The organism is Metabacillus rhizosphaerae, assembly GCF_037201795.1.
GTDB classification, from domain to species: domain Bacteria; phylum Bacillota; class Bacilli; order Bacillales; family Bacillaceae; genus Metabacillus; species Metabacillus rhizosphaerae.
Genome location: NZ_CP147403.1, coordinates 4,902,827 through 4,929,702 on the forward strand (window position 1 = coordinate 4,902,827; position 26,876 = coordinate 4,929,702).

General features: G+C 36.6%; 19 protein-coding genes. 4 read left to right on the forward strand and 15 right to left on the reverse strand.

Going from position 1 to position 26,876, the window contains the following annotated elements:
• Positions 1-143: 143 nt before the first annotated feature.
• From qoxD to qoxA, 4 genes are read right to left on the reverse strand one after another with little or no spacing between them, the layout of a single operon-like run.
• Positions 144-446: a cytochrome aa3 quinol oxidase subunit IV gene (qoxD, locus tag WCV66_RS23590; RefSeq protein ID WP_066324895.1), complete on the reverse strand. Its 303-nt coding sequence runs from the start codon at positions 444-446 to the stop codon at positions 144-146.
• Positions 443-1,060 (reverse strand): cytochrome aa3 quinol oxidase subunit III, encoded by a 618-nt coding sequence (gene qoxC, locus WCV66_RS23595; RefSeq protein ID WP_338787072.1) that lies wholly within the window; start codon positions 1,058-1,060, stop codon positions 443-445. The genes qoxD and qoxC overlap by 4 nt, the downstream gene beginning before the upstream one ends.
• Before the next feature lie 3 nt (positions 1,061-1,063).
• A complete protein-coding gene (qoxB, locus tag WCV66_RS23600) occupies positions 1,064-3,013 on the reverse strand; it encodes a cytochrome aa3 quinol oxidase subunit I (RefSeq protein ID WP_338787073.1) in 1,950 nt (649 codons plus the stop codon).
• Between the two features lie 17 nt (positions 3,014-3,030).
• The gene (gene qoxA / locus WCV66_RS23605; RefSeq protein ID WP_338787074.1) at positions 3,031-3,990 is read right to left on the reverse strand and encodes a cytochrome aa3 quinol oxidase subunit II; all 960 of its coding nucleotides are present in this window, start codon (positions 3,988-3,990) and stop codon (positions 3,031-3,033) included.
• 465 nt (positions 3,991-4,455) lie between these two features.
• Between qoxA and cyoE the strand changes: the two genes are divergently transcribed.
• Positions 4,456-5,370, forward strand: coding sequence for a heme o synthase (gene cyoE, locus WCV66_RS23610; RefSeq protein WP_338787075.1), 915 nt, complete (start codon positions 4,456-4,458; stop codon positions 5,368-5,370).
• 151 nt (positions 5,371-5,521) lie between these two features.
• Here the strand turns inward: cyoE and cobA are convergent, their stop codons facing one another.
• A complete protein-coding gene (gene cobA / locus WCV66_RS23615; protein WP_338787076.1) occupies positions 5,522-6,295 on the reverse strand; it encodes a uroporphyrinogen-III C-methyltransferase in 774 nt (257 codons plus the stop codon).
• 219 nt (positions 6,296-6,514) lie between these two features.
• Between cobA and WCV66_RS23620 the strand changes: the two genes are divergently transcribed.
• Positions 6,515-7,375, forward strand: coding sequence for a dimethylarginine dimethylaminohydrolase family protein (locus WCV66_RS23620; protein ID WP_338787077.1), 861 nt, complete (start codon positions 6,515-6,517; stop codon positions 7,373-7,375).
• A gap of 52 nt (positions 7,376-7,427) precedes the next feature.
• Here the strand turns inward: WCV66_RS23620 and WCV66_RS23625 are convergent, their stop codons facing one another.
• The 5 genes from WCV66_RS23625 to WCV66_RS23645 form a co-directional block, all read right to left on the reverse strand.
• Positions 7,428-8,204, reverse strand: coding sequence for a TIM barrel protein (locus WCV66_RS23625; RefSeq protein ID WP_338787078.1), 777 nt, complete (start codon positions 8,202-8,204; stop codon positions 7,428-7,430).
• Positions 8,201-9,184 (reverse strand): Gfo/Idh/MocA family oxidoreductase, encoded by a 984-nt coding sequence (locus WCV66_RS23630; protein ID WP_338787079.1) that lies wholly within the window; start codon positions 9,182-9,184, stop codon positions 8,201-8,203. Before WCV66_RS23630 ends, WCV66_RS23625 begins: the two co-directional genes overlap by 4 nt.
• A gap of 95 nt (positions 9,185-9,279) precedes the next feature.
• The gene (locus WCV66_RS23635) at positions 9,280-10,113 is read right to left on the reverse strand and encodes a carbohydrate ABC transporter permease (RefSeq protein ID WP_066324861.1); all 834 of its coding nucleotides are present in this window, start codon (positions 10,111-10,113) and stop codon (positions 9,280-9,282) included.
• 19 nt (positions 10,114-10,132) lie between these two features.
• Positions 10,133-11,083 (reverse strand): carbohydrate ABC transporter permease, encoded by a 951-nt coding sequence (locus WCV66_RS23640; protein ID WP_185653031.1) that lies wholly within the window; start codon positions 11,081-11,083, stop codon positions 10,133-10,135.
• Positions 11,084-11,176: 93 nt separating this feature from the next.
• A complete protein-coding gene (locus WCV66_RS23645) occupies positions 11,177-12,439 on the reverse strand; it encodes an ABC transporter substrate-binding protein (RefSeq protein WP_338787080.1) in 1,263 nt (420 codons plus the stop codon).
• A 263-nt stretch (positions 12,440-12,702) separates the two neighbouring features.
• On the opposite strand from WCV66_RS23645, the gene WCV66_RS23650 reads away from it, so the two are divergent.
• Entirely contained in the window at positions 12,703-13,554 is an 852-nt protein-coding gene (locus WCV66_RS23650; RefSeq protein ID WP_066324853.1) for an AraC family transcriptional regulator, read from the forward strand.
• A 133-nt stretch (positions 13,555-13,687) separates the two neighbouring features.
• Positions 13,688-14,539 carry a DnaJ domain-containing protein gene (locus WCV66_RS23655; protein ID WP_338787081.1) on the forward strand — a complete coding sequence of 284 codons (852 nt, stop codon included), beginning with the start codon at positions 13,688-13,690 and terminating at the stop codon, positions 14,537-14,539.
• Between the two features lie 200 nt (positions 14,540-14,739).
• Here the strand turns inward: WCV66_RS23655 and WCV66_RS23660 are convergent, their stop codons facing one another.
• From WCV66_RS23660 to WCV66_RS23680, 5 genes are all read right to left on the reverse strand, one after another.
• A complete protein-coding gene (locus WCV66_RS23660; RefSeq protein WP_185653029.1) occupies positions 14,740-16,416 on the reverse strand; it encodes an ABC transporter substrate-binding protein in 1,677 nt (558 codons plus the stop codon).
• A 72-nt stretch (positions 16,417-16,488) separates the two neighbouring features.
• Positions 16,489-17,403, reverse strand: a complete 915-nt coding sequence (locus WCV66_RS23665; RefSeq protein ID WP_338787082.1) for a carbohydrate ABC transporter permease — start codon at positions 17,401-17,403, stop codon at positions 16,489-16,491.
• Positions 17,404-17,417: 14 nt separating this feature from the next.
• Positions 17,418-18,389, reverse strand: a complete 972-nt coding sequence (locus WCV66_RS23670; protein ID WP_338787083.1) for a sugar ABC transporter permease — start codon at positions 18,387-18,389, stop codon at positions 17,418-17,420.
• Positions 18,390-18,621: 232 nt separating this feature from the next.
• On the reverse strand, positions 18,622-19,881 hold the full coding sequence (ltrA, locus tag WCV66_RS23675; protein ID WP_338786043.1) for a group II intron reverse transcriptase/maturase: 1,260 nt from the start codon (positions 19,879-19,881) through the stop codon (positions 18,622-18,624).
• Between the two features lie 711 nt (positions 19,882-20,592).
• A complete protein-coding gene (locus WCV66_RS23680; protein ID WP_338787084.1) occupies positions 20,593-26,865 on the reverse strand; it encodes a TIM-barrel domain-containing protein in 6,273 nt (2,090 codons plus the stop codon).
• Positions 26,866-26,876: the final 11 nt, after the last annotated feature.

The window sequence follows — 26,876 nt, forward strand, 5'->3', positions numbered from 1 at the left end:
ATGAAATCGTTTGCGCAATCTCGAATTTAATATATCATATATAAATTAAACACACAATATGTACTGTCTAGTTTAATTTAACGGTAGTATAAAAAAACCCGAGTGAAGAACACTTAGTCCTTACTCGGGTTTTCGTATTATTATTAGTGCATAGATGTCATAACCCACACTGTTCCTACAACGATGATGATTGCAATTAATGCTGCAGATATCATCTTACCTACCTGCCAAACACCACTTTCGCCTTCAGATACGTGCATGAACATAAATAACTGAATAGCAGCTTGGAGAAATGCAAGGCCGAATACAATAATAATAATTGTATTTAATGGTAAGTCCGTGTATAGGCCCAGCCAAACCGCTAGAAATGTTAAAACAATTGATAAGATGAAACCAATAACTTGTGACCACGGAAAATGGTTATGATTACTTGTATTATTTGTCATGATCCCACCAACCCTAATAGGTAAACACCTGTAAAGACAAAGATCCATACAAAGTCTAAAAAGTGCCAGTATAAACTTGAGATAAATACCTTTTTAGCTGTATCTGGTGTTAAACCTCTTTTTATAACTTGAAGAACAATTAAGATAATCCATCCAATACCGAGTGATACGTGAAGTCCGTGTGTTCCAGTTAAAAAGTAAAAACCTGACCAGAATGCGTTTGTACCAAGAGTAGCACCCTCATGTACTAAATGGATGAACTCAGTAATTTCCATATATAAAAAACCTAAACCGAACAATAATGTAATCACGATCCAAACAATCATTAATTTAACGTTTTTCCTTCTCATTTCATTAATCGCTAATCCACTAGTAAAACTACTTGTTAGCAATAGCAATGTCATGATTAATGTGTTCTTAAGATCAAAAAGCTCACTAGGCAGAGGACCTCCGCCTGTGTGGCCATCTAGTACAAAAAATGTTGCAAAGATTGTAGCAAATAGAGCCATTTCAGCGCCCAGGAAGATCCAGAATCCAAAGATATTCAGTCTACCTATTCCAGACTGATATTCCAAGGGCGTGTCAGGACTTATATTTTCGTTTACATGTGCCATCAATCACGCCTCCTTTTTCTCTTCCGTTTTTATGATTTCTTCCACACTGACATAATAACCTTCATCTTCTTTATGTGAGCGAAGAGAGCGAACTGCTAAACATGCTAGGACTCCGATTCCACCTAATATAGCAATCCACCAAAGTTTAAAGACTAATCCGAAACCTGCAACAAAGAAGAAAGCTGACATAACAATAGGTGTTCCTGCGTTACTTGGCATATGAATTGGTTTATATTCGATTTTTTCTTTTTGTTTCTCTTGTTTCATAAGCCAGAATGCATCATAACCTTTAACTTCAGGAACAACTGCAAAGTTATAATGTGGAGCAACCGCAGTTGTTGTAGCCCATTCAAGTGTACGTCCATTTCCCCAAACATCTCCTGTTGTTTCTCTTTTAGAATAACGGAAGCTGTAATATACGTTATACACAAGGATCATGAAGGCAATCCCCATTCCAATACCGCCAATTGTTGATATAACGTTTAATCCAGTCCATCCATCTTCTGGACCGTAAGTGTATACACGTCTTGGCATACCATCAAATCCTAATAAGAATTGCGGTAAGAAACAAACATTAAAGCCAATCGTAAAGAACCAAAACGTCCATTTTCCAAGTCTTTCATTTAATTTATGACCAAACATTTTTGGATACCAGAATACAAACCCTGCGAAGCAAGCAAATACTGTTCCGGCAATTAATGTATAGTGAAAGTGAGCAACAAGGAAGTAACTGTTATGGTACTGAAAATCAGCAGCTGCCATACCAAGCATAACCCCTGTAACTCCTCCGATTAAGAAGGTTGGAATAAAACCGACAGACCAAAGCATTGGTACAGAAAACTCAATCCGACCTTTATAAAGTGTTAGTAACCAGTTAAAGATTTTAATTCCTGTTGGTATCGCAATGGCCATTGTCGTGATTGAGAACACAGAGTTAACCGCTGCGCTTCCACCCATTGTAAAGAAATGGTGAACCCAAACTAGGAAGCTTAGGAAGGAAATCGTCACGATTGAAATAACCATTGATTTATAACCAAATAATGTTTTTCTTGCGAATGCCGAGATAATTTCAGAGAAAATACCGAAAGCTGGCAAGATAACAATATATACTTCAGGATGTCCCCAAATCCAGAATAGGTTTGCCCAAAGCATCGGCATACCTCCGTCAGCTAACGTAAAGAAATGAGTACCAAATATACGGTCAAATGTCATTAACGCTAGTGTGACAGTTAATACCGGAAAGGCAAATACGATAATAAAAGCAGTTACAAGCGATGTCCATGTAAACATTGGCATTCTAAGTAACGTCATACCTGGAGCACGCATTTTAATGATTGTTACAATAAAGTTAATACCAGTTAAAAGTGTACCGATCCCTGAAATCTGTAAACCGAGTAAATAATAGTTTATTCCTGGTCCAGTACTACCTTCAATTGCTAAAGGAGCGTAGTTCGTCCAACCTGCATCTGGTGATCCACCAAATACAAACGAAATATTAAATAAAATTGCTCCAAAGAAAAATGACCAAAAGCTCAAAGCATTTAAATATGGGAATGCTACGTCTCTCGCTCCAATTTGCAGGGGAACAACGACGTTCATTAGCCCCATAACAAAAGGCATTGCCATGAAAATAATCATGATAGTACCATGTGTTGTGAAAATTTCATTATAATGATGTGATGTTAAAAACTCATTATTAGGAACAGTCAGTTGGGCTCTCATTAATAATGCATCAACACCACCACGGAAAAGCATGACAATAGCGGCAATAATATACATAATTCCTATTTTTTTGTGGTCGACAGTTGTTAACCACTCTGTCCATAACCACTTCCATTTTTTAAAGTACGTTAAGATAAATACGATCCCAATCACAGATAATAAGATGGAAATGTTAGCCCCAATAAGCATTGGATCATTTAAAATTAAATTATCCTTAATAAAATCGAACATTTGGTGTTCCTCCTTCCTTAGTGATGATGATGTGAGTTTGATTCATCCGTTGAATCTGACTCTACTTGATCGTTTTCTTCTTCATCTTGTACACCTACTTCAATCCCGTATTTTTCACGAATCTTCATCGCATATTCACCGGAATCAACCCCGTGGTCTACAATTTCTAAATGTGTATTTGAAAACGTCAATTCTTCTACTGTTTCAGGCAACATCAATTTTTCATATGTTTCTTCAGTAAGTTCTGGTGCGTTTTCTTGTGTATCTTTCAACCAATTTTGATACTCGTCTTCTTCTAAAGCAACAAAATTAAACTTCTGGTGAGTCATACCTTCTCCTGTAAAGTTAGAGTTCATGCCATCATATATTCCAGGTTCATCGGCCTGAAGGTATAAATCATTGACCATTCCAGGCATTCCATATTCTTGTCCACCTATTTGTGGAACCCAAAACGAACTCATCGAATCTGCTGAGGTAATTTTGAAAAGGATTGGATGATCTTCAGGAACATTCACATAATTAATTGTTTCAATATCCTCCTCTGGATAACTGAAAATCCATTTCCAATCTGCAGAAGTTGCATGGATCACAATCGGTTCTTTATGAGCTGTTTCCTTTGGTGGTTGTTCCAATTCATATAGGACCTTAACAGTTGGAATTGATAAGGCGATGATGATTACAATTGGAATAAGCGTCCAGATTATTTCCAACTTCGTGCTACCATGAATGTTTGGCTCATGATCCTTTTCATTGAAATTTTTTCGGTCACGAAATTTCACAATAACAAAGGCAAATAAGACGTAAACAACAATCATGATAACTAGCATAAAGTAGATAGAATACATAATAAGATCACGTAGAGTTTCAGCATTAGGGCCTTTCGGATCAAATACAGCAAGTTCACTACAGCCACTTAATACGATTAAAAAAAGCAAACCCATCACTACACTTATCAATGGTTTAAATTTTTTGAACATCTATGTTCACCTTCCTTTCTAAAAAGTAAAAGATTAAGAATGAAGTAGATACAATTTAAATAACAAAATGTTTACATCTACACATACTATCAAAATATAAAAAAAACGAAATAGCTGAATCCGCTTTATTGACTAACATTCAAAAATTAGACTAAGTTTTTTCACAGATTGTTAACAATATTGGTAAAGTATTTATGTATTGGTAGATAAAAAAGCTTTGTCCTTTCTAGCAATAAGCAATAATAGTAAATAAAAAACCCATTATCTATCAATGGTAAGTGACTATTTCACGTCTCTATATCTATTTAGACTGTTTTCCCATCTATTAAGATCATAAACTTAGAAAATGTTAATAAATCGCAATAGCTTTATGACAATAATGTGTACTTTTGGAATTTGTGATACTATTTCGGTACTTTTTGCTCATAATTAATGTGTAATAGTAAAAGAAAGAGGAGAATGGTTGTGAAAAACACTGAACTAACTTTAGCAGGTTCATTTTCATTGAAACAGTATTTTTCATGGAAAGTGATTAAGTTAATTATAAAAACAGGTATTATCAAATCAAATCTCATGGGGATGTTTGCAGGCCTCTGTCTTGCTTTATATATGAATGACTCAGGTTTTGTTGAACAGCTACCAATCATTATTATTTCCTTAATTGGAACATCCTTTGTCGTTGGTGGCTCAGGTGCGATAAATAACTATTATGATCGAGACATTGATTCTAAGATGCAAAGAACCAAAGTTCGACCTACTGTTGATGGATCGATTAATCCTAGATTTGCGTTATGGTTAGGCATCATTCTTGTTACTGTTGGATTAGCACTTCTACTATCGGTATCAATATTGGCAGCAATTATGGGCTTTTTAGGTTTTGCCTTTTATGTGTTTGCCTACACAATATTCACGAAACGCTCTACTATCTATAATACTGAGGTAGGAAGCTTATCTGGAGCCATGCCACCAATTATTGGCTGGGCAGTTATTTCTTCAGATATTTTCCACCCAGTTGCTATCGCGCTTTTTGTGTTTATGTTCTTATGGCAACCTCCACATTTCTATGCAATTGCAATTAGACGATTGGAGGAATACAAGGCAGCTGGAGTACCAATGCTTCCTGTAGTAAAAGGTATACATCGTACAAAAATACAATCCCTTCTGTATCTAGTCATTTTGCTGTTTGCATCAATTTTATTTTTACCCTTTAGTAAAATAATTGCGTTTAGCATGTTTGGACTAACCTTAGCTTGGATGATTCTTGGTATCTGGGGATTCAAGAAGGTTGACGATATTAAATGGGCGAATTTAATGTTTGCTTTTTCTTTAATTCATCTAACAATTCTTTTCTCACTTATGATTATTGTTTCATTAATCTAAAACAAAAGCGCTGGAGCTGGATGTCAAAGCGCTATCCACAGTACTAGAATTTTATAATTTTCTAAACTTTAAAAAATGACCCTAGGATTATGTCCTAGGGTCATTTTTTAGATATATTTAAATTAAAAACAAACAAGCTTTGGTCATTCGTTTACTTGTTACTTTTATGTTCCACAACTTCCTCAAACCATTTTATTTTATCGCGCATTTCAACAACTTGTCCTACTAAAACAATGGCAGGGTGAGTGATATTATTTTTCTTTACTTCATCGACGATCGTTTCCAGGTTACCAGTAATGGTTACTTGTGAAGCTGTTGTCCCCCATTGAATAACTGAAACAAGTGTTTTACGGTTTTTACCATGTTCAATTAACTTTTGACAGATATATGGCAGATTTTTAATTCCCATATAAAATGCAATTGTATCAATCCCTTGTGCTAAAGCAGCCCAATTAATCGTATCTGTTTGCTTGTCTGCTCTGCCATGTCCTGTCACAATAGCAAAAGATGATGCATAATCACGATGTGTTACTGGTATACCAGCATAAGCAGGTGCTGCAATCCCAGATGTAATCCCTGGAATCACTTCATAAGGAATCCCTTGATTTTTTAAAACCTCAGCTTCTTCCGCACCACGCCCAAAGACAAAAGGATCTCCCCCTTTTAAACGAACAACAACTTTATCTTCCAGAGCCTTTTCTACTAATGTCTCATGTATTTGCTCTTGAATTAGCTCATGTTTTCCTGGAAGCTTTCCGCAATAAATAAGTTCAGCATCCTGTTTGGCATGTTCCAATAACTCTTTACTAATCAGGCGATCGTAAACGATGACATCTGCCTTTTGAATGCACTCTAATCCATAAACTGTAATAAGTTTGGGATCTCCAGGACCCGCTCCCACTAAATATACTTTACCTTTACTCATTTTTTAACCTTCTTCCAATACCTTATGATTTTCTTTAGTTTTATTATAGTCTTTTTCTTTTATAAATTGGAGGATTTTCATATTGTTTATAATTGGATATAAGGAGTGTATTTGACGATTATTTTGAGATTTGGCTAGCAGATAGTTATGTTAATACGTTTTAATCTGTCAAAATAGGGCATATTACAACCAAACTGCTTTTAAGTTGGGAGGACACAAATGAATATACTACCAGATTACATAAAAAGCTCTTGTTTTAGTGAATACGATATATTAAAAAAAGTCGTTTTATGCCAACCTGATTTTATGACGATTAGAGAACCTATTAATGAAACGCAAAAACAATATCTGAAAGAAAACATTGATACAGATCTTGCTAAGAAACAACATAAGATATTTGTCGAAACGTTACAAGAAAATGGAATTGAAGTCATGTTGCTTCCTCCTGCAGAAAAATTTCCTGAACAAGTATTTACTCGTGATATCGGTTTTACTCTAGGAAACCAAGTGTTTGTTGCAGAAATGGCACATGATGTTCGTAAAGGTGAAGAAAGACCCTTTATCGATTGGCTAGAAAAAGAAAAAATAACCTATACAAATCTGATTGGAGATAAAATTGAAGGTGGAGATGTTTTAGTTGATCGTAACACGATATATGTTGGTGTTAGTAATCGAACAAATGAAAATGCCATTCAGCACTTACAAAGCTTATTACCGTCTTTTGACGTAATTGCTATTCCTTTTACTGATACTTATTTACATTTAGATTGTGTTTTTAATATTATATCGCCAAATGATGCATTAATTTTCCCAGGAGAACTTGATGAGGAAAAAGAAAGACTTATCTCTTCCAGATACAATTTAATTGAAGTTTCTAAAGAAGAACAAGCAACCCTAGGTACAAACGTCCTTTCAATTGGAGAAAAACGGGTGATCAGCTTGCCTATAAATAAACAGGTTAATAAAAAACTTAGAGATCGTGGTTACCATGTCATTGAGGTAGATATAACCGAAATCATTAAATCTGGTGGTGCTTTCCGCTGCTGTACACTTCCAATACTTAGGGAGCAGGAAAAGTAAGAAAAGCCAAAAAGCGATTAAAAAAATCGTTTTTTGGCTTTTTTATTTAAGTTTATACTGAAAGTGTCTCTACATTTTTTAAAATCGTTTGTTTAAACACATCTAATGCTTCATCTGTATCAATTGTATATCCACATTCCAGACCAACATACCCATCATATCCTGTATCTTTAATTGCATTTAAAATGTTGATATAGTTCAACTCACCTGTGCCTGGCTGATTTCTACCTGGATTATCAGCGATATGGTAATGACTAATTCGATCAATATAATTTGTTGCATTTCGTATAACATTTCCTTCGGTAATCTGTTGATGATAAACGTCAAATACTAACTTTACATTTTGACTATTTACTTGATCAATGACAGACACTGCTTCATCTGAATATTGGAGAAAGTGTCTACGATGATCAACCAATCCATTTAAAGGCTCGACCTCCAAGATAATGCCAGCCTCCTCACAAAGTGAAGCAGATTGCTTTAAAGTTTCAACCATTGCTTGTTGTTGAATTTCACGGGACATACCATCGATCACGTTTCCGGTTTGGGTAATAATCGATTTTGTACCAAGAATTTTACATGCCTCAATTGTTTGCTTTATTCCATCAATATATTCTAAGCGTTTCGACTCATCAACTAGGTTAAAAAATTTCGTACACGTAGCAATAATCCCTACACCGATTCGATCCTGTTCTTTAGCTACCTGTTTGATATCTAAGTCCCACCAGCTATAATACTCTAGACCTTGAAAACCATGCTCTTTTATTTTTTCAAGGTGGTAGACGACATCTTTTCCTTTATATGCTCCAATGCAAAGAGAGTATTTCATGTACGGGACAGCTCCTTTAAATGAATTGGTTTACCAATATCCGCAGATTTATTTGCTGCTAATGTGACATTATGAGTCTTAATGGCATCTCGATAGTCAGATAAAATCTTTGAAGAATCTCCAGTTAAAATTGCGTTAACAAAAACTTCATCCTCTATTAAATATGGGCTTTTTCTTTCTTTATACTCTGTTATCGATTCAGGCTTAATATCCTTTAAACCTGAACTACTAATTTCGAGTACTCCTTGATCTGTATATAAATCCAGACCCACTTTATGCCCAACCGGTGACATACAAGTATTAGAGATCGTTGCGATACTGCCATTTTCTAATTTCATTGTGACAGTTCCAACATCGGCAACTGTTGTCCCCTCTACCTTTTCATGCATAACCCGCTGACTGTATGCAGCAAAAACTTCAATAACCTCCCCACTAAGATACCGGAGTAAATCAACAATATGGGTTGTTTGTTCAACGAACTGGCCACCTGATCCAGTTTGAACTCTCCACCAAGGAACCATAGGCATTCCACCCATCCAGTATCCTAACGACATCCCTAGTTTTCGTTCATTTAGTAAATCCAAAGCTCTTCTTGTTGCTTCCTGATAACGCCAATGATAGCCAACAGAGGTTATGATCTTTTTTTGTTCAATTTTTTTAAGAATCCCATTTGGTGAATGATCAATTCCAAGGGGCTTTTCAACGAGAAATGGAATTCCTCTATCGATTACTGCGTTCTCTGCCTCACCATGTGCCATTGGTGGAACACATATGTATACTGCATTAAGCTTACGGTCATCCAACATTTCATTTAAATTATTGTAAGCCTTTGCATTTTTCCATTCACGAGCTTCCTTTTGTGCTCTTTCTAACTGAATATCAAAAAAGGCAGTTACCTCTGCATCTTGAATCTTCGCTAAATTATTTAAATGTGCCTTTGCTATACCACCAGTTCCAATAAAACCAATATTTAGAGCCAAACGAATCTCCTCCTATTATATAATAAAATTGATCAAATTAGTTTCTTAAAAATTGGTTAGATCAACCCCTTTTGATAAAAGAAAATAGGAAACTCCTAATCCTTTACCGCACCGGCTGCAATCCCTGAAATAAACTGGCGACTGACAAACATAAATAAAATAATTAATGGAAGAGTGGCTAATAGTGTTCCAGCCATGACCATTCCATAGTCAGTGTCGTATATTCCATTTAATTGTGATAGTGTCACTTGCAATGTATATTTAGCAGGATCATTTAAAATAACTAACGGCCATAAATAGTCATTCCAAATGCTTATAAACGAGAATATTCCTAAGAAAGCAAGGGCAGGTCTTAAGATCGGTAATCCAATATTCCAATAAAGTCTAAAATGGTTGCACCCATCTAATCTTCCTGCATCAAGCAGACTATCATGTATCGCTTCTTCAGAATATTGCTTGATCCAAAAGATTCCAAAGGCATTTGCCAGACCAGGGATAATAAGCGCTTGAAAGGTATCAACCCAGCCAATCTTTGAAATCATAATGTAAGAAGGAACAAACGAAAGCTGAGACGGAATCATCATGGTAATTAATAGTGAAGTAAACAGAAGCTTTTTTCCAGGAAACTGAAATTTCGCAAATGTAAAACCTGCTAGTGAACAAAAGAATAGTATAGCAACAGCTGAAGTTGTTGAAACAAAGACTGTATTTAAAAAGGCTTTAAAAAAATCTACATTTTGGAGTACATTATTTATATTTGTAAAAAGTTCAGAACCAAAAATTAATTTTGGTGGGAACCTTAATATATCACTTGTTTTATTTGTCGACATTACGGCCAACCAATAAAACGGAAAGATCGAAATAAAAACACCGATTAATAATAGAAAATGTAAAACTAGCTTTTTAAGTCCTGCATACTTTCCATCCATTTTCAATCCCCCCTAATCTTTATTTCGCTCCAGTTTTTTGAACGATTTTCCAATTCAGTAATGAGAACAGCGCAATAATGACAAATAGTGCCCATGATACAACAGATGCATAGCCATATTGACTCTCACCAAATGCTTGCTTATACATATATAATGTAATCGTTAAACCTGACCCACCTACTCCGCCTGAGTTACCTAGTAAAACCTGAGGCTCAGTAAATAATTGCATGGATCCAATCGTTGTCATTAATACTGTAAAAAGAATAATAGGTCTTAAAAGTGGAATTGTAATGTGGAAAAACATCTGAACAAGGTTTGCCCCATCCATTTTTGCTGCTTCATATAACGTATTTGGAATACCTTGTAATCCAGCTAAATAAATGATTGCATTATACCCTGTCCATCGCCAGACGACCATCGATGCAATCACAACCTTAATCAAAAACTCTGATTTTAGCCATTCCACAGGATCAAGACCAATTGTCGTTAAAACATAGTTTAAAAGGCCATAGCTGTCCCCAAAAATTGACTTAAAAATAATCGTAACTGCTACAATTGATGTTACATTCGTGACAAAAAAGGCTGTACGATAAAACCCTTTAAATTTTAAAAGTGGTGTATTAAGTAAGAAGGCAATCACTAATGCACCGAATAGCATCGGAATCGCCGAAAGAAACCAAATCGCAAAGGTATTTCCAACAGACTGCCAAAAAACCATATCGCTTAATAAATATGTAAACTGCTTAAGTCCTACAAACTCCATTGCACCGAGCCCACCCCATTTGTGAAAGGATAAGTACAATGAAAAGACAATCGGAAACAAACCAAAGATTAAAAATAATAGATAGAAAGGTGAAATAAAAAGATAAAGGGTACGATTTTTATAGATTTCACGCCATAAGCTTCCTCTACTAGCTGGTGTTATCGGTTGAACACTTGCTACCTTTTTTGTATTAGCTACATTATTCATGCAATCCCTCCTCAATCTACAATCTATCAAAGGAAAAGTACTAGGTTAATAGCCAAGTAATTCGGAGCACCTAGTACTTTCCTATTTATTTAGTTAGCGTGAAAGTTCTTTTTCAACCTGCTCTAAAACCTCATCCCAAGCCTTATCTGGATCAAGGTCCTGGTTCGCGACATTTGTTAATTGATCAAGAAACATTGTATTAACTGAACTGTAACTAGCACCAAAATAACGTGGCTTTACATTTTCTGCAGATTGACTAAAGATTTCTGTTGTATTTTGATTACCAAAGAACGCTTCCTCACTACTCATTTTTGGATCGTCGTATACACCAGGAGTCGATGGAAATAAATCCATTGTCGTATACGCCTGTAATTGATTTTCAGGGCTCATTAACCACTTAATTACTTCATATGCTTCTTCAGGATGCTTAGACGCTTTAGTAATCCCGATGAAAGATCCTCCATTATTTCCATCTCCACCTGGTGCTCGAGCAACACGCCATTTACCTGCTGTATCAGGTGCAGCATCCTCTAGGATTTTTTTCGTCCAAACAGCACCAATAAACGAAGCAATTTCTCCATTATTCATTCCTGCATTCCATTCTGTACCGTCTACTAAATTTGCACTTAATCCTTTTTCATGGACAGCAACTGCTAAATCCCAGGCTTTTTTGACATTACCGCCATCTCCTATAAAATTATCTTTTTCATCAAAATAAACGCTATCACTTTGACTTATATATTGAGTAAAAACCCGATTAATACTATCAAACATTTTTACTCCTGTTGCAGCTTCGACTTTTTCACCAGCCTCTATATAATCCTCCCAAGTAGAAAGTTCTGCAGAAACTTCAGCTGGATCTGTAGGCAATCCTGCTTTGGCAAAAATATCTTCTCTATAAAATAAAGCAGTTGGGCCAGTATCAATTGGCAAGGCAATTAACGTTTTATTGTCTGGAGTTAACGTATAATTCCATTTCCACTCTAAGTATTGGTCCTTTAATTCATCTGCGCCATAGTCTAGTAAATTTACAAATTGATCAGTATAGGGAAGGAATTCATTAGCCCAATCGTTCATTGCAACAATATCTGGAGCTCCTGATCCTGCTGCTAATGTTGTCTGAAGCTTTGTTTTATATTCTGCCCCATCAATTTTTTGCGGTTTAAGATTTACGTTTGGAAATTCCTCCTTAACTTTTGCCAATAAATCATCATCAAGCGAACGATTCCAATACCAGAGGGTAAGTGTTACCTTTCCATCACTATCTTCTTCAGTTGTGTTAGATTGTGAGGAACTACACCCTACCATTGCAAAAACAAGTAATAACACTAAAAGAAAGCTTAATTTTTTTCTCATCAGTTAAAAAACACCCCTTTTTAATGTAATCAACACTTGCAAATTGGACATCTAGAATTCCTACTCACCCCCTTGGTAGAAAAAGTAATAGACTTTTATGTATCCGCTTTCATTAAAACTATCACTAATCTTACTTCTAGAGTAACTTACATCAATACATATTGTAAGATTATTAGTTTTATAATAGTATTTATGTTGTCTACACATCAAGGGCATAATTGAACATAAGATTGGACAATTTGAACATGAAAGGAAAATGTCTCATGAAAGAATTACCAATCCGTTTTATTACCTCACCGTTTAATCAGGAGCTAATCCCATTACAAATGTACACGATAGGCTCCAATCACCAAACAGCGATTCACAGACCTAAAGGCTTTTCTGCGACTCAAGTATTCATAACTCTTAGTGGTAGTGGAAGAATTCGTGTTAACGGAGAATCTGACCTTGTAGTAAAGGAGCAACAGGCATTTATCATCTATGAAGGGGTCCCACATGAGTATTTTCCAATAACAGATGATCCATGGCTGGTCGGTTTTATATCGCTTCGAGGTGCTTCTGTAACAACTATGCTTGCAAATATGGAATTTCATAATTGTGAGGTATTACATATTCGTAATTTTGAGAAACTATGGAATTTGGCCGAACAAATTTGGCAATTAGCTGAAAACAATGGAACCGAGGAATTATGGCAAATTTCTGTGTTACTCTATACCTTTCTATTAGAATTAAGAAAACAGACCACAAATTTTTCCTATCAACCTCCAAAGATAAATAACTCTAATTCTTGTGAAGCCATTTTAGAACATGTAACTACCATTTTAAAGGAGCACTATACACAACCTATTCGATTATCTGAGGTATCAAAGTCTTCAGGTTATTCTCACCAACATTTGAATCGATTATTTCGGCAATTCTATGGTGTCACTCTAAACCAATACTTACAAAATCTGAGGATTTTACATGCAGTTGACCTAATTGAACGTAATAAGCATATTACGCTTTGTGAGATAGCTGAAGAGCTCGGCATCGACACTAGATATTTTACGAGATTGTTTAAAAAGAATATGGGGATGTCGCCAGGGGAATATAAGCGGATCTCTCATTATCATTGAAGATTTATGTTGGCTTGAAGAATTTCATATTTTCTGAAAAAACTTTGTTAATATTTTCATAGATAGTGCAAAAGTTTTCTACTTGCGTTATCTTTAATATAGTCGTTATATGGAAAAAGAGAGGTGCGTTTCATTGGATATAAAAGAAGCATACAAAGTATTAGGTGTTTCAGAAAATGCTACAGATAATGAAATTGAAAAACAATACATGATTTGGGTTAGACGAAATCATGCCTATCAGAATCAACCAGATCCAGAGAAACCTTTTGATATTGAGGCTATTACGACAGCCTATAATATAATTAAACACCATAATGAATACGGTTCCAACCCGTCCCAAGAAATGAAATCTTTTCAAGGTAAATTCCAGCATTTCTTTCATTATTACAAACTTCATATGGTAGGTTTTTTGGTCCTTGTTGCTATTTTGGGTTCAATAATCCAAAGTGGCATTAATAATTATCAGGAGAAGAAGGAATTGGCAAGTCTTCCACCAGAAAGCCTAAGTATTATGATATATGGAGATTATTTTGATCCTAACAATCCGTCAAATTCTCTATCAGATAATATATTAGCAAAGTTTCCTACCTGGGAGCGAGTCACTGTTAACATGAATTACGCACCTACTGAAGTAAATGATTCCATTGATGCTACTCTTCAACAAAAAAGTGCTGTAACACTTGTTAGTGATAAATCAGATATTTATCTTATGGATGCTAAAAACTTTGAACGACTTATGAATAATGAAATCTTTCAACCTTTAGAGCAAATCGAGCCTACCCTTAAGGATAATATAGAAAGTGAAAATATTATATACGCTGCTACAACTGAAGATAAATCTGAGCATATATATGGGATTGTATTAAAAGACACATCCATCTTTAATGGGATGCCTGTAAATGATGCCAAAAAAATTGCTGCCAAAAACTTAGATGCCAAGAATAAAACGAATGCAATGAAATTGATTTTGGAGTTAGCAAACTGATTTTTGTCTATAATTACACAAAAAATCCCTCTTGGAATATAGAGGGATTTATTATTGAATCTTAGGATTCCTTTAAATTTGGCAAATCTTTAAGAGTTACGCAATAAGGATGTTCCTACACTTTTCGTAACTGTTCTTTCAAAATTGAGAATGCCCCCATAATCGTGACCCTTTCAACTTACAATTTCATCCGAGATGAATTATTCACTCCACAATTCAACTATATCTTTTACTATTTGTGTGTATTCTTCTTCTGCTTCTTCTACTCCTGCTTTATCTAAATCATCCATAAATTGCTCCCAGACATTATCAAATTCTTCTGGATCGGCAAGAATTGCTTCTGGAATACGTTTAAAGGTTATATCTATCATTCTTTTATTTGTTACTTCAAGAGTTGAACCAGCAGGGATTGCAAGATTGTAGGCAGCTCCCCATGGTTTTACTGGAAACTCTTCGCTAGTAGGGTATAAATCCTTCCATAATTCAGCATCATAATTTTTTAGCACTTCTTTTTCAACATCTGTTAGTCCTTCAATCGCAAGTTCACGTGTGTTAACCGTGTATGTTTGACCGGTTGAGTCTTCTACACCATCACCATAGCGTGGCGCAAACCTTTGGAAGTTATAACCAATTCCAGTTTTCTTTAAGTAGTCTTTATCATTACGGCGTTTTTCCCATTCATCTTCAGGAATAACACGCTTACCGTCTACAATATTATAATGTTCGCCTTCAATTCCCCAATTCAGCATAATTTGGGTTTCTTCTGATACTAAATAATCAAGAAATTTGATGGCTCGAACAGGATCTTCACAGTCTACTGATATTCCAATTCCCCAGCCTACTTGGAAACCATTACTTTGATAAGCAGTATGTTTATACTCTTCATTTAATGTAATTGGATAAAATCCATACATTCTTTCATACTTACCTGCATCACGTAAAGCATTTTGTGCATCATAAATCATATAGTCTGGTGCTATAGTAGCCAACGCACGTCCTGTAGACAATTTTGCTAGCCATTGGTCATGTTTTTGAACAAAAGATTCTTGATCTAACAATCCTTCAGTATTCATTTGGTTATACCAACGGTAAACCTCTTTTTCAACTGGACGGCGATAATGTAATGTCGCTTCATATGTCTCAGGATCAATATAATATTCACCATCATCGGAAGCACCAGTCATCATAAATCCACTATTTAAAGTAGAGGCTTGAAAACGCCATCCATCAGATTGGAGGGTTAAAGGAATGGTTGGTTGTCCATCAATTTCAGGATGTAGTTTATAATATTCGCTTATAACATTTTCTAAATCTTCCAATGTTTTCATTTCTGGGTATCCTAATTCTTTAACAACGTCATGCTGGACAAGTGCTGCAAAACCAGGGGTCATAGCTTCATTATCGACTGCTGTATTAGGTAAAACATAAATAGATGGATCTTCCTTACTCCATTTCATACGGTTAATTTCATCACCTAGCATTTTTTTAATGTTTGGAGCATGCTCTTCAATCAATGGCGCAAGATCAATTAATGCACCAGCTTCTACAAGCTGACTAGCTCCCTTAGATGTAATTAGGTCAGGGTATTCGCCACTAGCAACCATCAATGGAATCTTTGTTTGTCCACCTTCCATATCAAATTCAGGTTCAAGAGTTACACCTGTGTCTTCCTTAATTTTTTTACCAACTGGGCTCTCCATATTCTCCCAATCAGGGTTCGCATCAGAATCAAAGACCGAAAAAGTGATTGAACCATCTTCATCAGAAGAGCTATCAGAATCTGTTGAAGCATCTTCTTTTGAAGCCTGGCAAGCAACCATAATTGATAAAAGAACTGTTATAAAGACCAAACTAAAAACCTTCTGAAATGACTTCATTTCATGTTTCCTCCCCTTTGTTTATGATCATTTATTGTATAAACAGTGAATCTTTTGATACTTAATGAATGGCTACTGTTTTACTGCTCCTAATGTCATCCCTTGAATAAAAAACCTTTGAACAAATGGATAAACCAACATTATAGGTATGACAGTAACCATGGTGATGGCCATTTTAATCGATTCAGGTGATACCATATTCGCTTGCTGCTCTGCATTAGGTCGCATTTGGTTGGCATTTACATTACCACCCATCGAGGTATTATCTAAAATCTTCATTAGCTCGTACTGTAATGTTGTTAAATTTTCATTCAAACTGTTATATAAATAGGTATCAAACCAACTATTCCATTGCCCGACTGCCACGAATAAGGCGATAGTCGCTAAAACCGGCTTACAGAGTGGTAAGATAATTCGATAAAAGATTGTAAAGTCATTCGCACCATCCATTTTCGCTGATTCTTGAAGTGAAAACGGAAGTCCATCCATAAACGATCGAATAATAATAATATTAAAAGCACTTACTAATCCTGGTAGGATATAAACCCAAAACGAATTCATCATACCTAAATCTCTTATCAGCATGTACCCTGGAATTAACCCTCCTGAAAAATACATCGTTAAAACAAGAAAAGTAGATATAAATTTCCTTCCTTGGAAATCAGCACGACTCAACGTAAAAGCAATCATTGCTTGTGCAAAAACACCTAACACCGTACCAATTACTGTCCTCAAAACAGAGTTTACAAAACCCGTTACTAAGTTATCGTATTTCATTATTTCTAAGTAATTATTCAAGGTAAACTCACGCGGCCAAATATAAATGCCACCTCTTACGGTATCAGTTGAATCATTTAAAGAAATAACTAATACGTTTAAAAAAGGGTAAAGCGTTACAATCATAATAATTGTTAAAAAAGAATAATTTAGTATATCGAACATACGGTCCTTTTTCGTTAACTTAATCATGGCTCGTTTGGATGCCATTAAACTCCCCCCTCTTACATGACACTTTGATTGGAATATCGCTTAAATATACCGTTAGCAAGAAACAATAAGGTAATACTTACTACAGAATTAAAAATTCCGATTGCCGTTCCGTAAGAGAATTGTCCTAAACCAATCCCGTAATTAAGCGCATACAAATCTAATACCTCAGAATAATCAACAACTAGAGAATTTCCTAGTAACATTTGTTTTTCAAATCCAATACTAACCAAATGACCTATATTTAGAATAAGAACAACTAGAATTGTTGGACGAATGCCTGGTAATGTCACATGCCAAATTCTTCTTAACCTTCCGGTCCCATCTACTTTTGCAGCTTCGTATAGTTGAGGATCAAGACCTGCAATGGCTGCTAAAAAGATAATCGCATTCCAACCCATTTCCTTCCATATATCTGAAACCGTAACAATTCCCCAGAACCACGTACCTTGAGCCATAAATTGAAAAGGCTTATCAATAAAACCAAATTTCATTAAAAGATCATTTACAATACCACCATCAATAGATAACATTTTTGTAACAATACCAGCCACAACTACCCAGGATACAAAGTGGGGTAAATAAGTTATTGTTTGCACCGTTCTCTTAAATAAAGAATGGCGAACTTCATTTAGCAATACAGCGAATAAAATAGGAATGGTAAACCCTACTATTAAACCAAGAAAACTCATCGCAAGCGTATTTCTAAGTGCCATGAAAAATCGTTCATCAGTAAACAATGCGATAAAATGGTCGAGACCTACCCACTCTTGTTCAAAAAATGATCTGCCTGGTCTGAAATTTTGAAATGCCATCGTCCATCCCCATACAGGAAGATAATTAAAAACAAAAACCCAAGCAACAAATGGTAATGACATCATATAAAGTGTTTTTTGACTTAAAAATATTTTCCAAAAACCGTTCTTCTTGTCTTTTTTCTTCTGTAAGTTCATCTTTGTAATCGCTTTCTCTTTTACGGTTTCCATTTAGCCCCCTCCTCTTCTGTTACTTAATTTTAAATTAAATATTAACTAAAGGATACCTTAATAATTTTCACAAAATTCATATAATAATTTCAGAAAGCGTTATCATCAACAGGTTGATTAGAATTCCTAAGGAACGATATCTAATTTCCTTCACAAAATCGAGTAGGAGGGGGTGACTAACCCCCGACCTCTCACACCACCGTACGTACCGTTCGGTATACGGCGGTTCAAATTAAGTGTGACGTAAAGTTTCGTATCGTTCAGATAGACTTTTGAGACCCTCTTTTCTCCAGAAAGAGTTATTGAGGGCACGGTGAAGGATTGGACTACTGGTTATTCGCCAGTAGCCCTTTCTGCTATTTCCCCATTCATATGCTTTGTGTTTATCAATTCCTAGTCCTATAAGTTTCCTTATCCTTGTTTTAGGAAGTTTCCACTGTTTCCAGTAACACAATCTCAGTCTTCTTCGAATCCAACTTTCCAAACCTTTAAAGATACTTGGAGTATCTGCCAATGCGTAATACCCACACCAACCCACTAAATACTGATTTAATTTCTTTATTCTTACATCCATTGGTATCGGTGATTTTCTTGACGTTATTTCCCTAACCTTCTGTTTAAATCTCTTGATGCTTTGTTTGGATATACGTATTTTCGGCTCTTTTCTGTTAGTAAAACTAAAGCCTAAGAATTTTCGGTTCCATGGTCGTTCTACGGCTGATTTCTCACGATTTACCTTTAAACTAAGCTTCTTTTCAATGAAAGACGTTACACCCGCCATTGTTCGTAAGCCAGCTTTCTTAGATTTCACGTAAATATTACAATCATCCGCATACCTCACGAATTTATGCCCTCTATTCTCTAATACTTTATCTAACAAATCTAGGATGATATTTGAAAGTAGTGGACTTAGCGGACCTCCTTGTGGAGTTCCCTCTGTATTTTGTGAGACCACGCCACCCATCATAATCCCGACATTGAGATATTTTCGAACAAGATTTAGTAGAACTTTATCGTCAATACGCTTTGACAGTAGCCCCATGAGTTTGTCATGGTTCACTTTATCGAAGAATTTCTCTAAGTCTATGTCGACTACCCACCTATAACCATCTTCGATGTATCCTTTCGCTTTCCGTACAGCGTCATGCCCTCGTCTTTGTGGACGAAACCCATAACTGTTTTCAGAAAATGTTGGGTCATAAATTGGGGTTAATGTTTGAGTAATCGCTTGTTGAATGAAACGGTCTATCACGGTTGGGATTCCTAGTAATCTAACTCCGCCGTTTGGTTTCGGGATTTCGACACGACGAACGGGTTGAGGTTCATAGGTTCCCTGTTGGAGAGACTTTCTCAATTCGTCCCAGTGCTCGACAATATACGAACGCAGGTTTTGGGTCGACATCTTGTCTACACCGTGACTACCTCCGTTACGTTCCACTCGTTTAAGAGCGTTCAGTAAGTTTTCTCGTGATAGAATTCGTTCCATTAACATTAAGATATATCCTCTCTACGTGAATGAGATGTTCTATTTGTGCCATTAGTAGCTCCACCCTCTTGAAGTCCCCTGTGTATTCACCACTTCTTCCTTCAAGTAAGTCTCGTAAGAGATTGTCTGTTTCTACACTACTTATGAACGCCTAGTTCTCATCCTTCCTAACTTGTTCAGTCCTTCCCTTTCATTCTCGAGTTTGAAAGGTACTATGACCTCTGCTGACTTCTGACTGTTCAGCTATCTATCACTAGATAGGTTGCCAAGAGTGCTTGGCTTATCAGTCAGACCTCCCCAGGTAAGAGTACAGTCTTTCACTCCATCTATCTGCTTCATTTACTCTATACCACCTTCGGCAGAAAGGACTTTGTTTTGTTAAGCAAACTCATCCAATGGTATCTAGCCTTATATGAAGTTCGTATTCCTCAGACCGGAGGTTTGCCGCTCGCTTCCTTCAGATTCTGCGTCACCACAGACACCCTTGCGTTAAGCTACTGCTACTTCTGCCTTCACAGTTCGGGACTTTCACCCTATAGACTGCACCCATGCTGGGCGCACTTAAAAAGTGCCCGAACCTATATGGTCCTGGCACTTTTTCTTTTACAAAGGCTAACTCGCCAAACTTTGTTGCTATTTACCAAGTAATGCGGTGGTTGGTTGCAGCGAGAGTTGCTCGCTTTCCTCGGGGCGGCGACTTTATTATTGCTAGCAGCCTCAATGTTTAACCTTACCCAATGTTCTTCCCTTAAGATCAGTAGTAATTACTTGTGCTTCGGAAGTAGATACCTCTTTCGTTTTCACATATAACAATTCTGTTTTTGAGTCGTAGTACCAAACATCATTGCCTTTTTCTACTGCTTCTTTGGAATCAACTAATATTAATTTTTTTCCGTTACGTTTAACAGAGTTAAGTCCCCTATCACCAGCGTTAACTTTTATTTTTGCTGCCCAGTTTCTGTTTTCAATACGTCCGTCAAAACTGCCCTTCATTGCTGAAATCTCAAGTGTTACATTTTCCCCATTTGAGGAAGCGGTAATCTCTGTATTAGCTGATTCGCCTTTTTCATATTTGTATGTTTGCCCATCATCCTCGTATAAGTTGAAGCTTGAAGCTTCACCAGTTTGTTTCGGATAAACGTTCAATGTCATCATTGATGCTGGATTTTCATCTGTATAGTTTTGAATCTCACGCTGTGGAATAATTGCTCCTTCTTTTATAAATACCGGAATCTTAGACAAATCAGCTTCGTATTCAATTGTCTGTCCTCCTACAAATGTTTTATGAGAACTCCAGTCATACCATGTACCCTCTGGAAGGTAGATGTTTCTCTTAGAAATACCCTCCAAAGAAATCGGCGCTACCAGCATATTTGGACCAAACAGCCATTGTTCTTCAATCCCATATACATTTGCATCTGTTGTATAATCCATGACAAGCGGTCTCATTAATGATACATTTCCATCTGTTGTTTGCTTGGTTGCTGAATAAATGTAAGGCAATAGTTTGTAACGCTCTTCAATGCTTTGTTTTACAATGCCTTCTGCTTTCTCACCAAACGCCCATGGCTCTCTAGTGTTGGTTGGATCACCACATTCGCAATTATGAGCACGAAAGATTGGCATAAAAGATCCTGCCTGCATCCAGCGCGTATATAGCTCAGCAGTCGGTTTGCCATTAAATCCACCAATATCGGTTGTGAAATAAGGCATTCCAGACATCGAGGAGCTTAATCCCAATTGTATATTGTGTCTAAACGACTCCCAACTTGCATCGATATCTCCGCTCCATACAGTTGTTCCATATTCTTGAATTCCAGAAAATCCCGATCGTGATAAGCTCCATAGGCGGTTATCACTGTAGCTTCTATGACCATTATAGAAGGCTTTTGCTTCGCTTAGTGCATACACATTTCTAATTTCAGCTGCACTCCCTTTAGAAAAATGATGCCTTAACGAATCTGTTGCCTTCTCTGGTTCATTTAAATCAATCCAATACCCTTTAACACCAGCATCATGTAAGGATTTAACCTGTGCATTGAACCATTCAACAGCTTTTGGATTGGTAAAGTCCACTAAACCTGATTTACCATACCAAGCATCATAAATAACAGTTTTACCTGAAGCATCTTTTACAAAATAACCATTTTGATCACCTTCATTAAAATTGTCTGCAGTAACTTGAATGTACGGATCGACTATTGGAACCGTCTTGATGCCTTTTTTCGTTAACTCCTCCATACTTTCTTTTGGATTTGCAAAAGCTTCGGACCAAGTCATGTCAAAGTAATGATTTTCTTTTGCCCAATAAACATCGAGAATCATTCCATCTAAAGGAATTTGTTTTTGGCGGAATGTGTCTACAATCTTATTTACTTCCTGCCAGCTCTTATATCCATACTTAGACTGGATATAACCTAAGGCCCATTTTGGCGGCATCGGTGCCTTACCTGTTAAATCTGCAAAACTTTTCATGATACCAGTTAGCGTGCTCTCTCTTTCACTGGCCATAAAATAGTAAATCATTTCGCCGTTTGGTGAATGAAAAGAATACGTCTCTTTGTCTGTCGAACCCATGTCAAAGGTGGCATTTTCATATGTGTTATCAAAGTAAAGACCATAGCCCTTTGTACTAGTAAAGAACGTACCAGAAATATCAGATGTATTTCCGCCAAATCCCCCTTTCATTCCATTGTTCATTTCAACCTTATGGCCTCTTCGATCAAAGGATTGAGAGTCACGATCCATACCAAGGCCAAAGAAATGCTCTTTTGGATCTAGTTTCAAGGTAGAATATACTCCTGTATCTCCGTCATAACCCAATCCGTTTCCATCACTATGCTCCGTTAACAGCTTAGTATTCTCAGGATCATAGTAGGCAAGCTTAAATGGAGACTTATAAACTCTTAAACTCATTTTTTCAGTTTGAATTAATACATAATCCTCTTTATTAGTTACCTTTGGAATGATACTTGCTGCCTCTTGATCAACAACAAAGGATGACTTTTTCTTAAATGTTCCAGTCGGCTCCATCCATATTTTAGCTGTATCCTCTTGAACGAATTCGACCTTAACCTTTTCTTGGTTCGTTGAATTTAACACGATGGATGTTCCATCACTGCTTATTGTATACGGTGTGTCTGCATCCAAACTTTCAAGATATGATATACTTTGATACTCTGTTGGGTCTTTTTCCATCATTTTAACGCCGTCAAGATCAAGAATACTTTCAGCCTGACCTTCTGCTTTCACCCCGATCTTTACAACTTCACCAGCCATTAACTGGATATTTGGGACTCTTACTTCCTTCCAATCATCACTTGCAGGGATTGGAACTTCTTTTGTCCCTCCAGAGTAACTGACATAAAGTGTGGCATTGTTAAAGTTTCCAGATTTGCGAATGTTAATTGATAGTTGATAGTTTCCATCAATAGGCGCATTTCCAAATTGCCATAGATCAGAAGAGTAATCATCCTTGCCTGAAATACGGACAAATGCCTCTTCATCTGCTGATTCAATTGATTGGTTGACCATATTTGTACGGCTCCAATCAGTGAATCCTTGTTCAAATTCTTTGTTATACAGATTGACCTCTATATTCTCAGGTACTTCAGAGTTTGTTGATGGAAGCAACACATTATCAAGCTGCAAGGATGTATCTGCTTTAGATGCTTCCATATAGAACTCTAACGTTAATTCACCTTCTGTGACGTTAATCGTATCTGTGCTAAATTTTTTATACTCAAACTCATCAGCGTTCCATTTTTGCTTGATAGGACCATTTGGATCTTTTAGATTCGGTTCAATGTTCACTTCTATCTTCTCTTGGCCAGGCTGGGAGACAATCATTTTAGCAACTCCACCTGTAAATGCCGAATCCAAATGAGGCATTAGTTTAGCCATCGCTGAAACCGTATACTCACCATCCTTTAATCCAACAATCGTTTGCTTCGAAGTAACTTTCCCACCTTCATTAGGAGAATACAAGTATTGCTTATATCCTTCATAAGCATCATTTTTATCCACACCATGCCATACTGTCGTGCCAAATGTATCAATTGTCCAACCAGTTTCATTTCCCATTTCAAAGTCACCGTTAACGAGCTGACCTGTACTTGAGCCGAACTGAATGGAATCAATTAATGTCGAGCCTGTATTTTCACCTGTAAATTCCATGGTGATTAAATTTACCCCTTTGTTCAATTGTACAGATTGCTCGATGGTTCCCCATTTATCTCCTGTAACTGGGAACGACACCTTAGATGGTGCGTCAATAACATTCATCTTTTTATCCTCTACAGAAAGGGATAAGGTACTAGCCTCTGCATTTCCATTCACGTATTTTATTGATAATGGAAACTGCCCTGCTTCAGGCATTTCAACGGCAATTGTTACTTTTGATCCTTTTTTGTTCAAGCCAGTTAGATAGCCAAAACCATCATAGCCCATTTGTTCGTTATCAAAGATAGCTCCGCCTTGATAAGAAGCGACTTCTGTTTGAAATATTTTCTTTGTTGTTTTTGGAATTAGTTTCAATACTGTTGTATCATGAGGTTCGAGCATTTCAGAATACATCGTGCGGTAGCCGAGATCCTTATGCTCCCATAGATTGCGGGTAAAAGCTTCATCTTTGATTCCAAGGTCTTTTTTGAAATCCATTGATAGCCCTTTGCTTGTGTCACTGCGATTAAAGAGAGAAACGACCCAAGATCCGTCTGGTAACTGACCAGCCCATCTTTCACTGTCGCGGCTTACATTGTTCTTATAATGCTGATTTGAATAAAAGATCGGCTTTCCTGCAAAACCAAGTTTATTCAATTCAATCAATTCAGGGTTTTGATAATATTTGTAATTATCTCCAATTGTGTCATATTGATCTGCAATGGTTATTGGAGAACCTGCCATTGTGAATAATGATATTGCTGTTTTCTTTTCGTCCTCGGCATAACGTCCCTTAAATGTGTTTAACTTTAAGAAGTCACCGTCATTAATCATTGATCCACGTCCCGATATATCTGCAAATCCAGTAAATCCTTGGAATGGATTGGCCCATTGAGACCAATTATTTGTCCACTCTTGTCTTCGTCCCGAGATATGCTCCCAACCACCACTGAAGGCATCCTCATCAATTCGAATCATATCTCCATATTGATGTTCGTATTCACCATGTTTATTTAAGTCAGGCATGACTAAGCTAAGGAATACATCATTCTCTTTAGTAGCTTCATCCATCCATTGAAGAGCTTTGCGATACTGTTCTCTTGTATGACCTGTACCAATTTGGCCAAGCCCTTTATCGTAACCGCTTTCATACCAAGATAAAAAGTCTACACGTAAATACGAGGCTCCTTGATTTGCAAAGAAGTCTATATATCCTTTCAAATATTTTTCTGCATCTGGGTGGTCTACATTTAACCAATAAAGCGCTCTTTCGCCACCTTGCCCCCCATCAAAGCGATCTCCTTGAAGTATTTTACCACCGCCAATATCTTGTGGTTCTGTAATAACAAGATCAGCGACTGGTGTATCCGTCCCTTTCACTTTGTATTTATCCGGATTTTTTACAACTTCTGGACTAATCCAAAGCGGATTATAATAGATGCCAAACTTCATCCCTTTGCTTTTCACATAATCTGCCCAGTGTTTCCATGTATGTCCTTCTGGATAACGTTCGTGGGGATACCCTTGCCAATTGTCATATAAAACAGATACGTCATCAATATCGATTCCGACATCAGGCACTTGTGTTTCCGTTGGATCGACAATAAATTCAATTGTTAATTGACCTGACGTTACATTAATATTCTCTGCATACGTTTTCCAATCTTCTGTAGTCACTGGCTTACTTACAGAAGTTTCAGGGTTTGCCTTATCATATCCTGAAAGCTTCATTACTACAGTGACACCTTTGTCTGCAAAACCATTTTTCCCTTTAGCTTTAAATTTGACACCGTAGTTACCATTTGGCAAATCCTCGATCGTTTGAGAGATGATTTGTTTGTTCGGGTTTTTACTATATGTCCATAACGACTTATCTCCTTCAGGATCATCATTACGCCCATGAGCGAATTCACCATTAAACGTCCAACCTTCTGTTTCGACTTGCTCAAATCCTCCGTTATCCACAATATTCCCCTCAGGAATTGGAGGTTGTTCAGAATCTACAGCTGTAAATGTAATGTCATCAAGCTGCAATGAAGCGTTTCCTTGTTTTGAATCAATGACAAATTCAACAGTCAAATCAGTCCCAATAGATTTCACATCAATTAAATAGTTTTTATATTTTGAACTTAACTCGATTGGCACCTTCTTTACTACTTCTCCATTTTGGCTGATCCGCATTTCAGCATAGCTGCCGTTCGCCTCATCAGTAAACTGGTTTGAACCACTAAAATCCCCTAAAGTTGCCCACGCAGAGAAACGATATGTTTTATCCTTCTCTAGTCCATTCACGGTTTGACTCAATGTTGCATCAAACGGAGAATTTTTATAAAAGTAAAACTTAAAGTTATTTCGGGCACCAGACTTATCGACTCCAGAATCTGCATTCCCCTTAATATCCCATCCTTCTGTGGTGGCGTATTCGAAATCACCGTTAAATAACTTTCCTGGTTTAACAAATGGTTTCTCGCGACCATCCATATAAATTGGATCACTCATCCATCGATCATTATGTGATACGACGTACCCATTTTCATTTAATAGAGTTGCACCCTCTATCCACCCATCAGTACTAATCATATCGTAACCATACGGTTGGAAGTTTTTAGCCATCCAATCAATATTGTCTTTAAGACGATGCTCTGGCATAAACACATCTTTTCCATATTGATGCTCATATGTAATCCAGTACATCGGCCCAGCACCTTGTCTAGTAAACTCACTATCTCTTGCAAACCCAGAACGAACATTAAATGCAGAAAAGACCAAATAAATCATAATTGATAGGATTATGGCTTTCAGAAACAATCTGTGTTTACTTGTTCGCATATTTACCCTCC

Coding starts and splice junctions, on each gene's coding strand:
- qoxD (WP_066324895.1), bottom strand. CDS start 446: ATGACAAATAATACAAGTAATCATAACCATTTTCCGTGGTCACAAGTT.
- qoxC (WP_338787072.1), bottom strand. CDS start 1,060: ATGGCACATGTAAACGAAAATATAAGTCCTGACACGCCCTTGGAATAT.
- qoxB (WP_338787073.1), bottom strand. CDS start 3,013: ATGTTCGATTTTATTAAGGATAATTTAATTTTAAATGATCCAATGCTT.
- qoxA (WP_338787074.1), bottom strand. CDS start 3,990: ATGTTCAAAAAATTTAAACCATTGATAAGTGTAGTGATGGGTTTGCTT.
- cobA (WP_338787076.1), bottom strand. CDS start 6,295: ATGAGTAAAGGTAAAGTATATTTAGTGGGAGCGGGTCCTGGAGATCCC.
- WCV66_RS23620 (WP_338787077.1), top strand. CDS start 6,515: ATGAATATACTACCAGATTACATAAAAAGCTCTTGTTTTAGTGAATAC.
- WCV66_RS23625 (WP_338787078.1), bottom strand. CDS start 8,204: ATGAAATACTCTCTTTGCATTGGAGCATATAAAGGAAAAGATGTCGTC.
- WCV66_RS23635 (WP_066324861.1), bottom strand. CDS start 10,113: ATGGATGGAAAGTATGCAGGACTTAAAAAGCTAGTTTTACATTTTCTA.
- WCV66_RS23640 (WP_185653031.1), bottom strand. CDS start 11,083: ATGAATAATGTAGCTAATACAAAAAAGGTAGCAAGTGTTCAACCGATA.
- WCV66_RS23645 (WP_338787080.1), bottom strand. CDS start 12,439: ATGAGAAAAAAATTAAGCTTTCTTTTAGTGTTATTACTTGTTTTTGCA.
- WCV66_RS23650 (WP_066324853.1), top strand. CDS start 12,703: ATGAAAGAATTACCAATCCGTTTTATTACCTCACCGTTTAATCAGGAG.
- WCV66_RS23660 (WP_185653029.1), bottom strand. CDS start 16,416: ATGAAGTCATTTCAGAAGGTTTTTAGTTTGGTCTTTATAACAGTTCTT.
- WCV66_RS23665 (WP_338787082.1), bottom strand. CDS start 17,403: ATGGCATCCAAACGAGCCATGATTAAGTTAACGAAAAAGGACCGTATG.
- WCV66_RS23670 (WP_338787083.1), bottom strand. CDS start 18,389: ATGGAAACCGTAAAAGAGAAAGCGATTACAAAGATGAACTTACAGAAG.
- ltrA (WP_338786043.1), bottom strand. CDS start 19,881: ATGTTAATGGAACGAATTCTATCACGAGAAAACTTACTGAACGCTCTT.
- WCV66_RS23680 (WP_338787084.1), bottom strand. CDS start 26,865: ATGCGAACAAGTAAACACAGATTGTTTCTGAAAGCCATAATCCTATCA.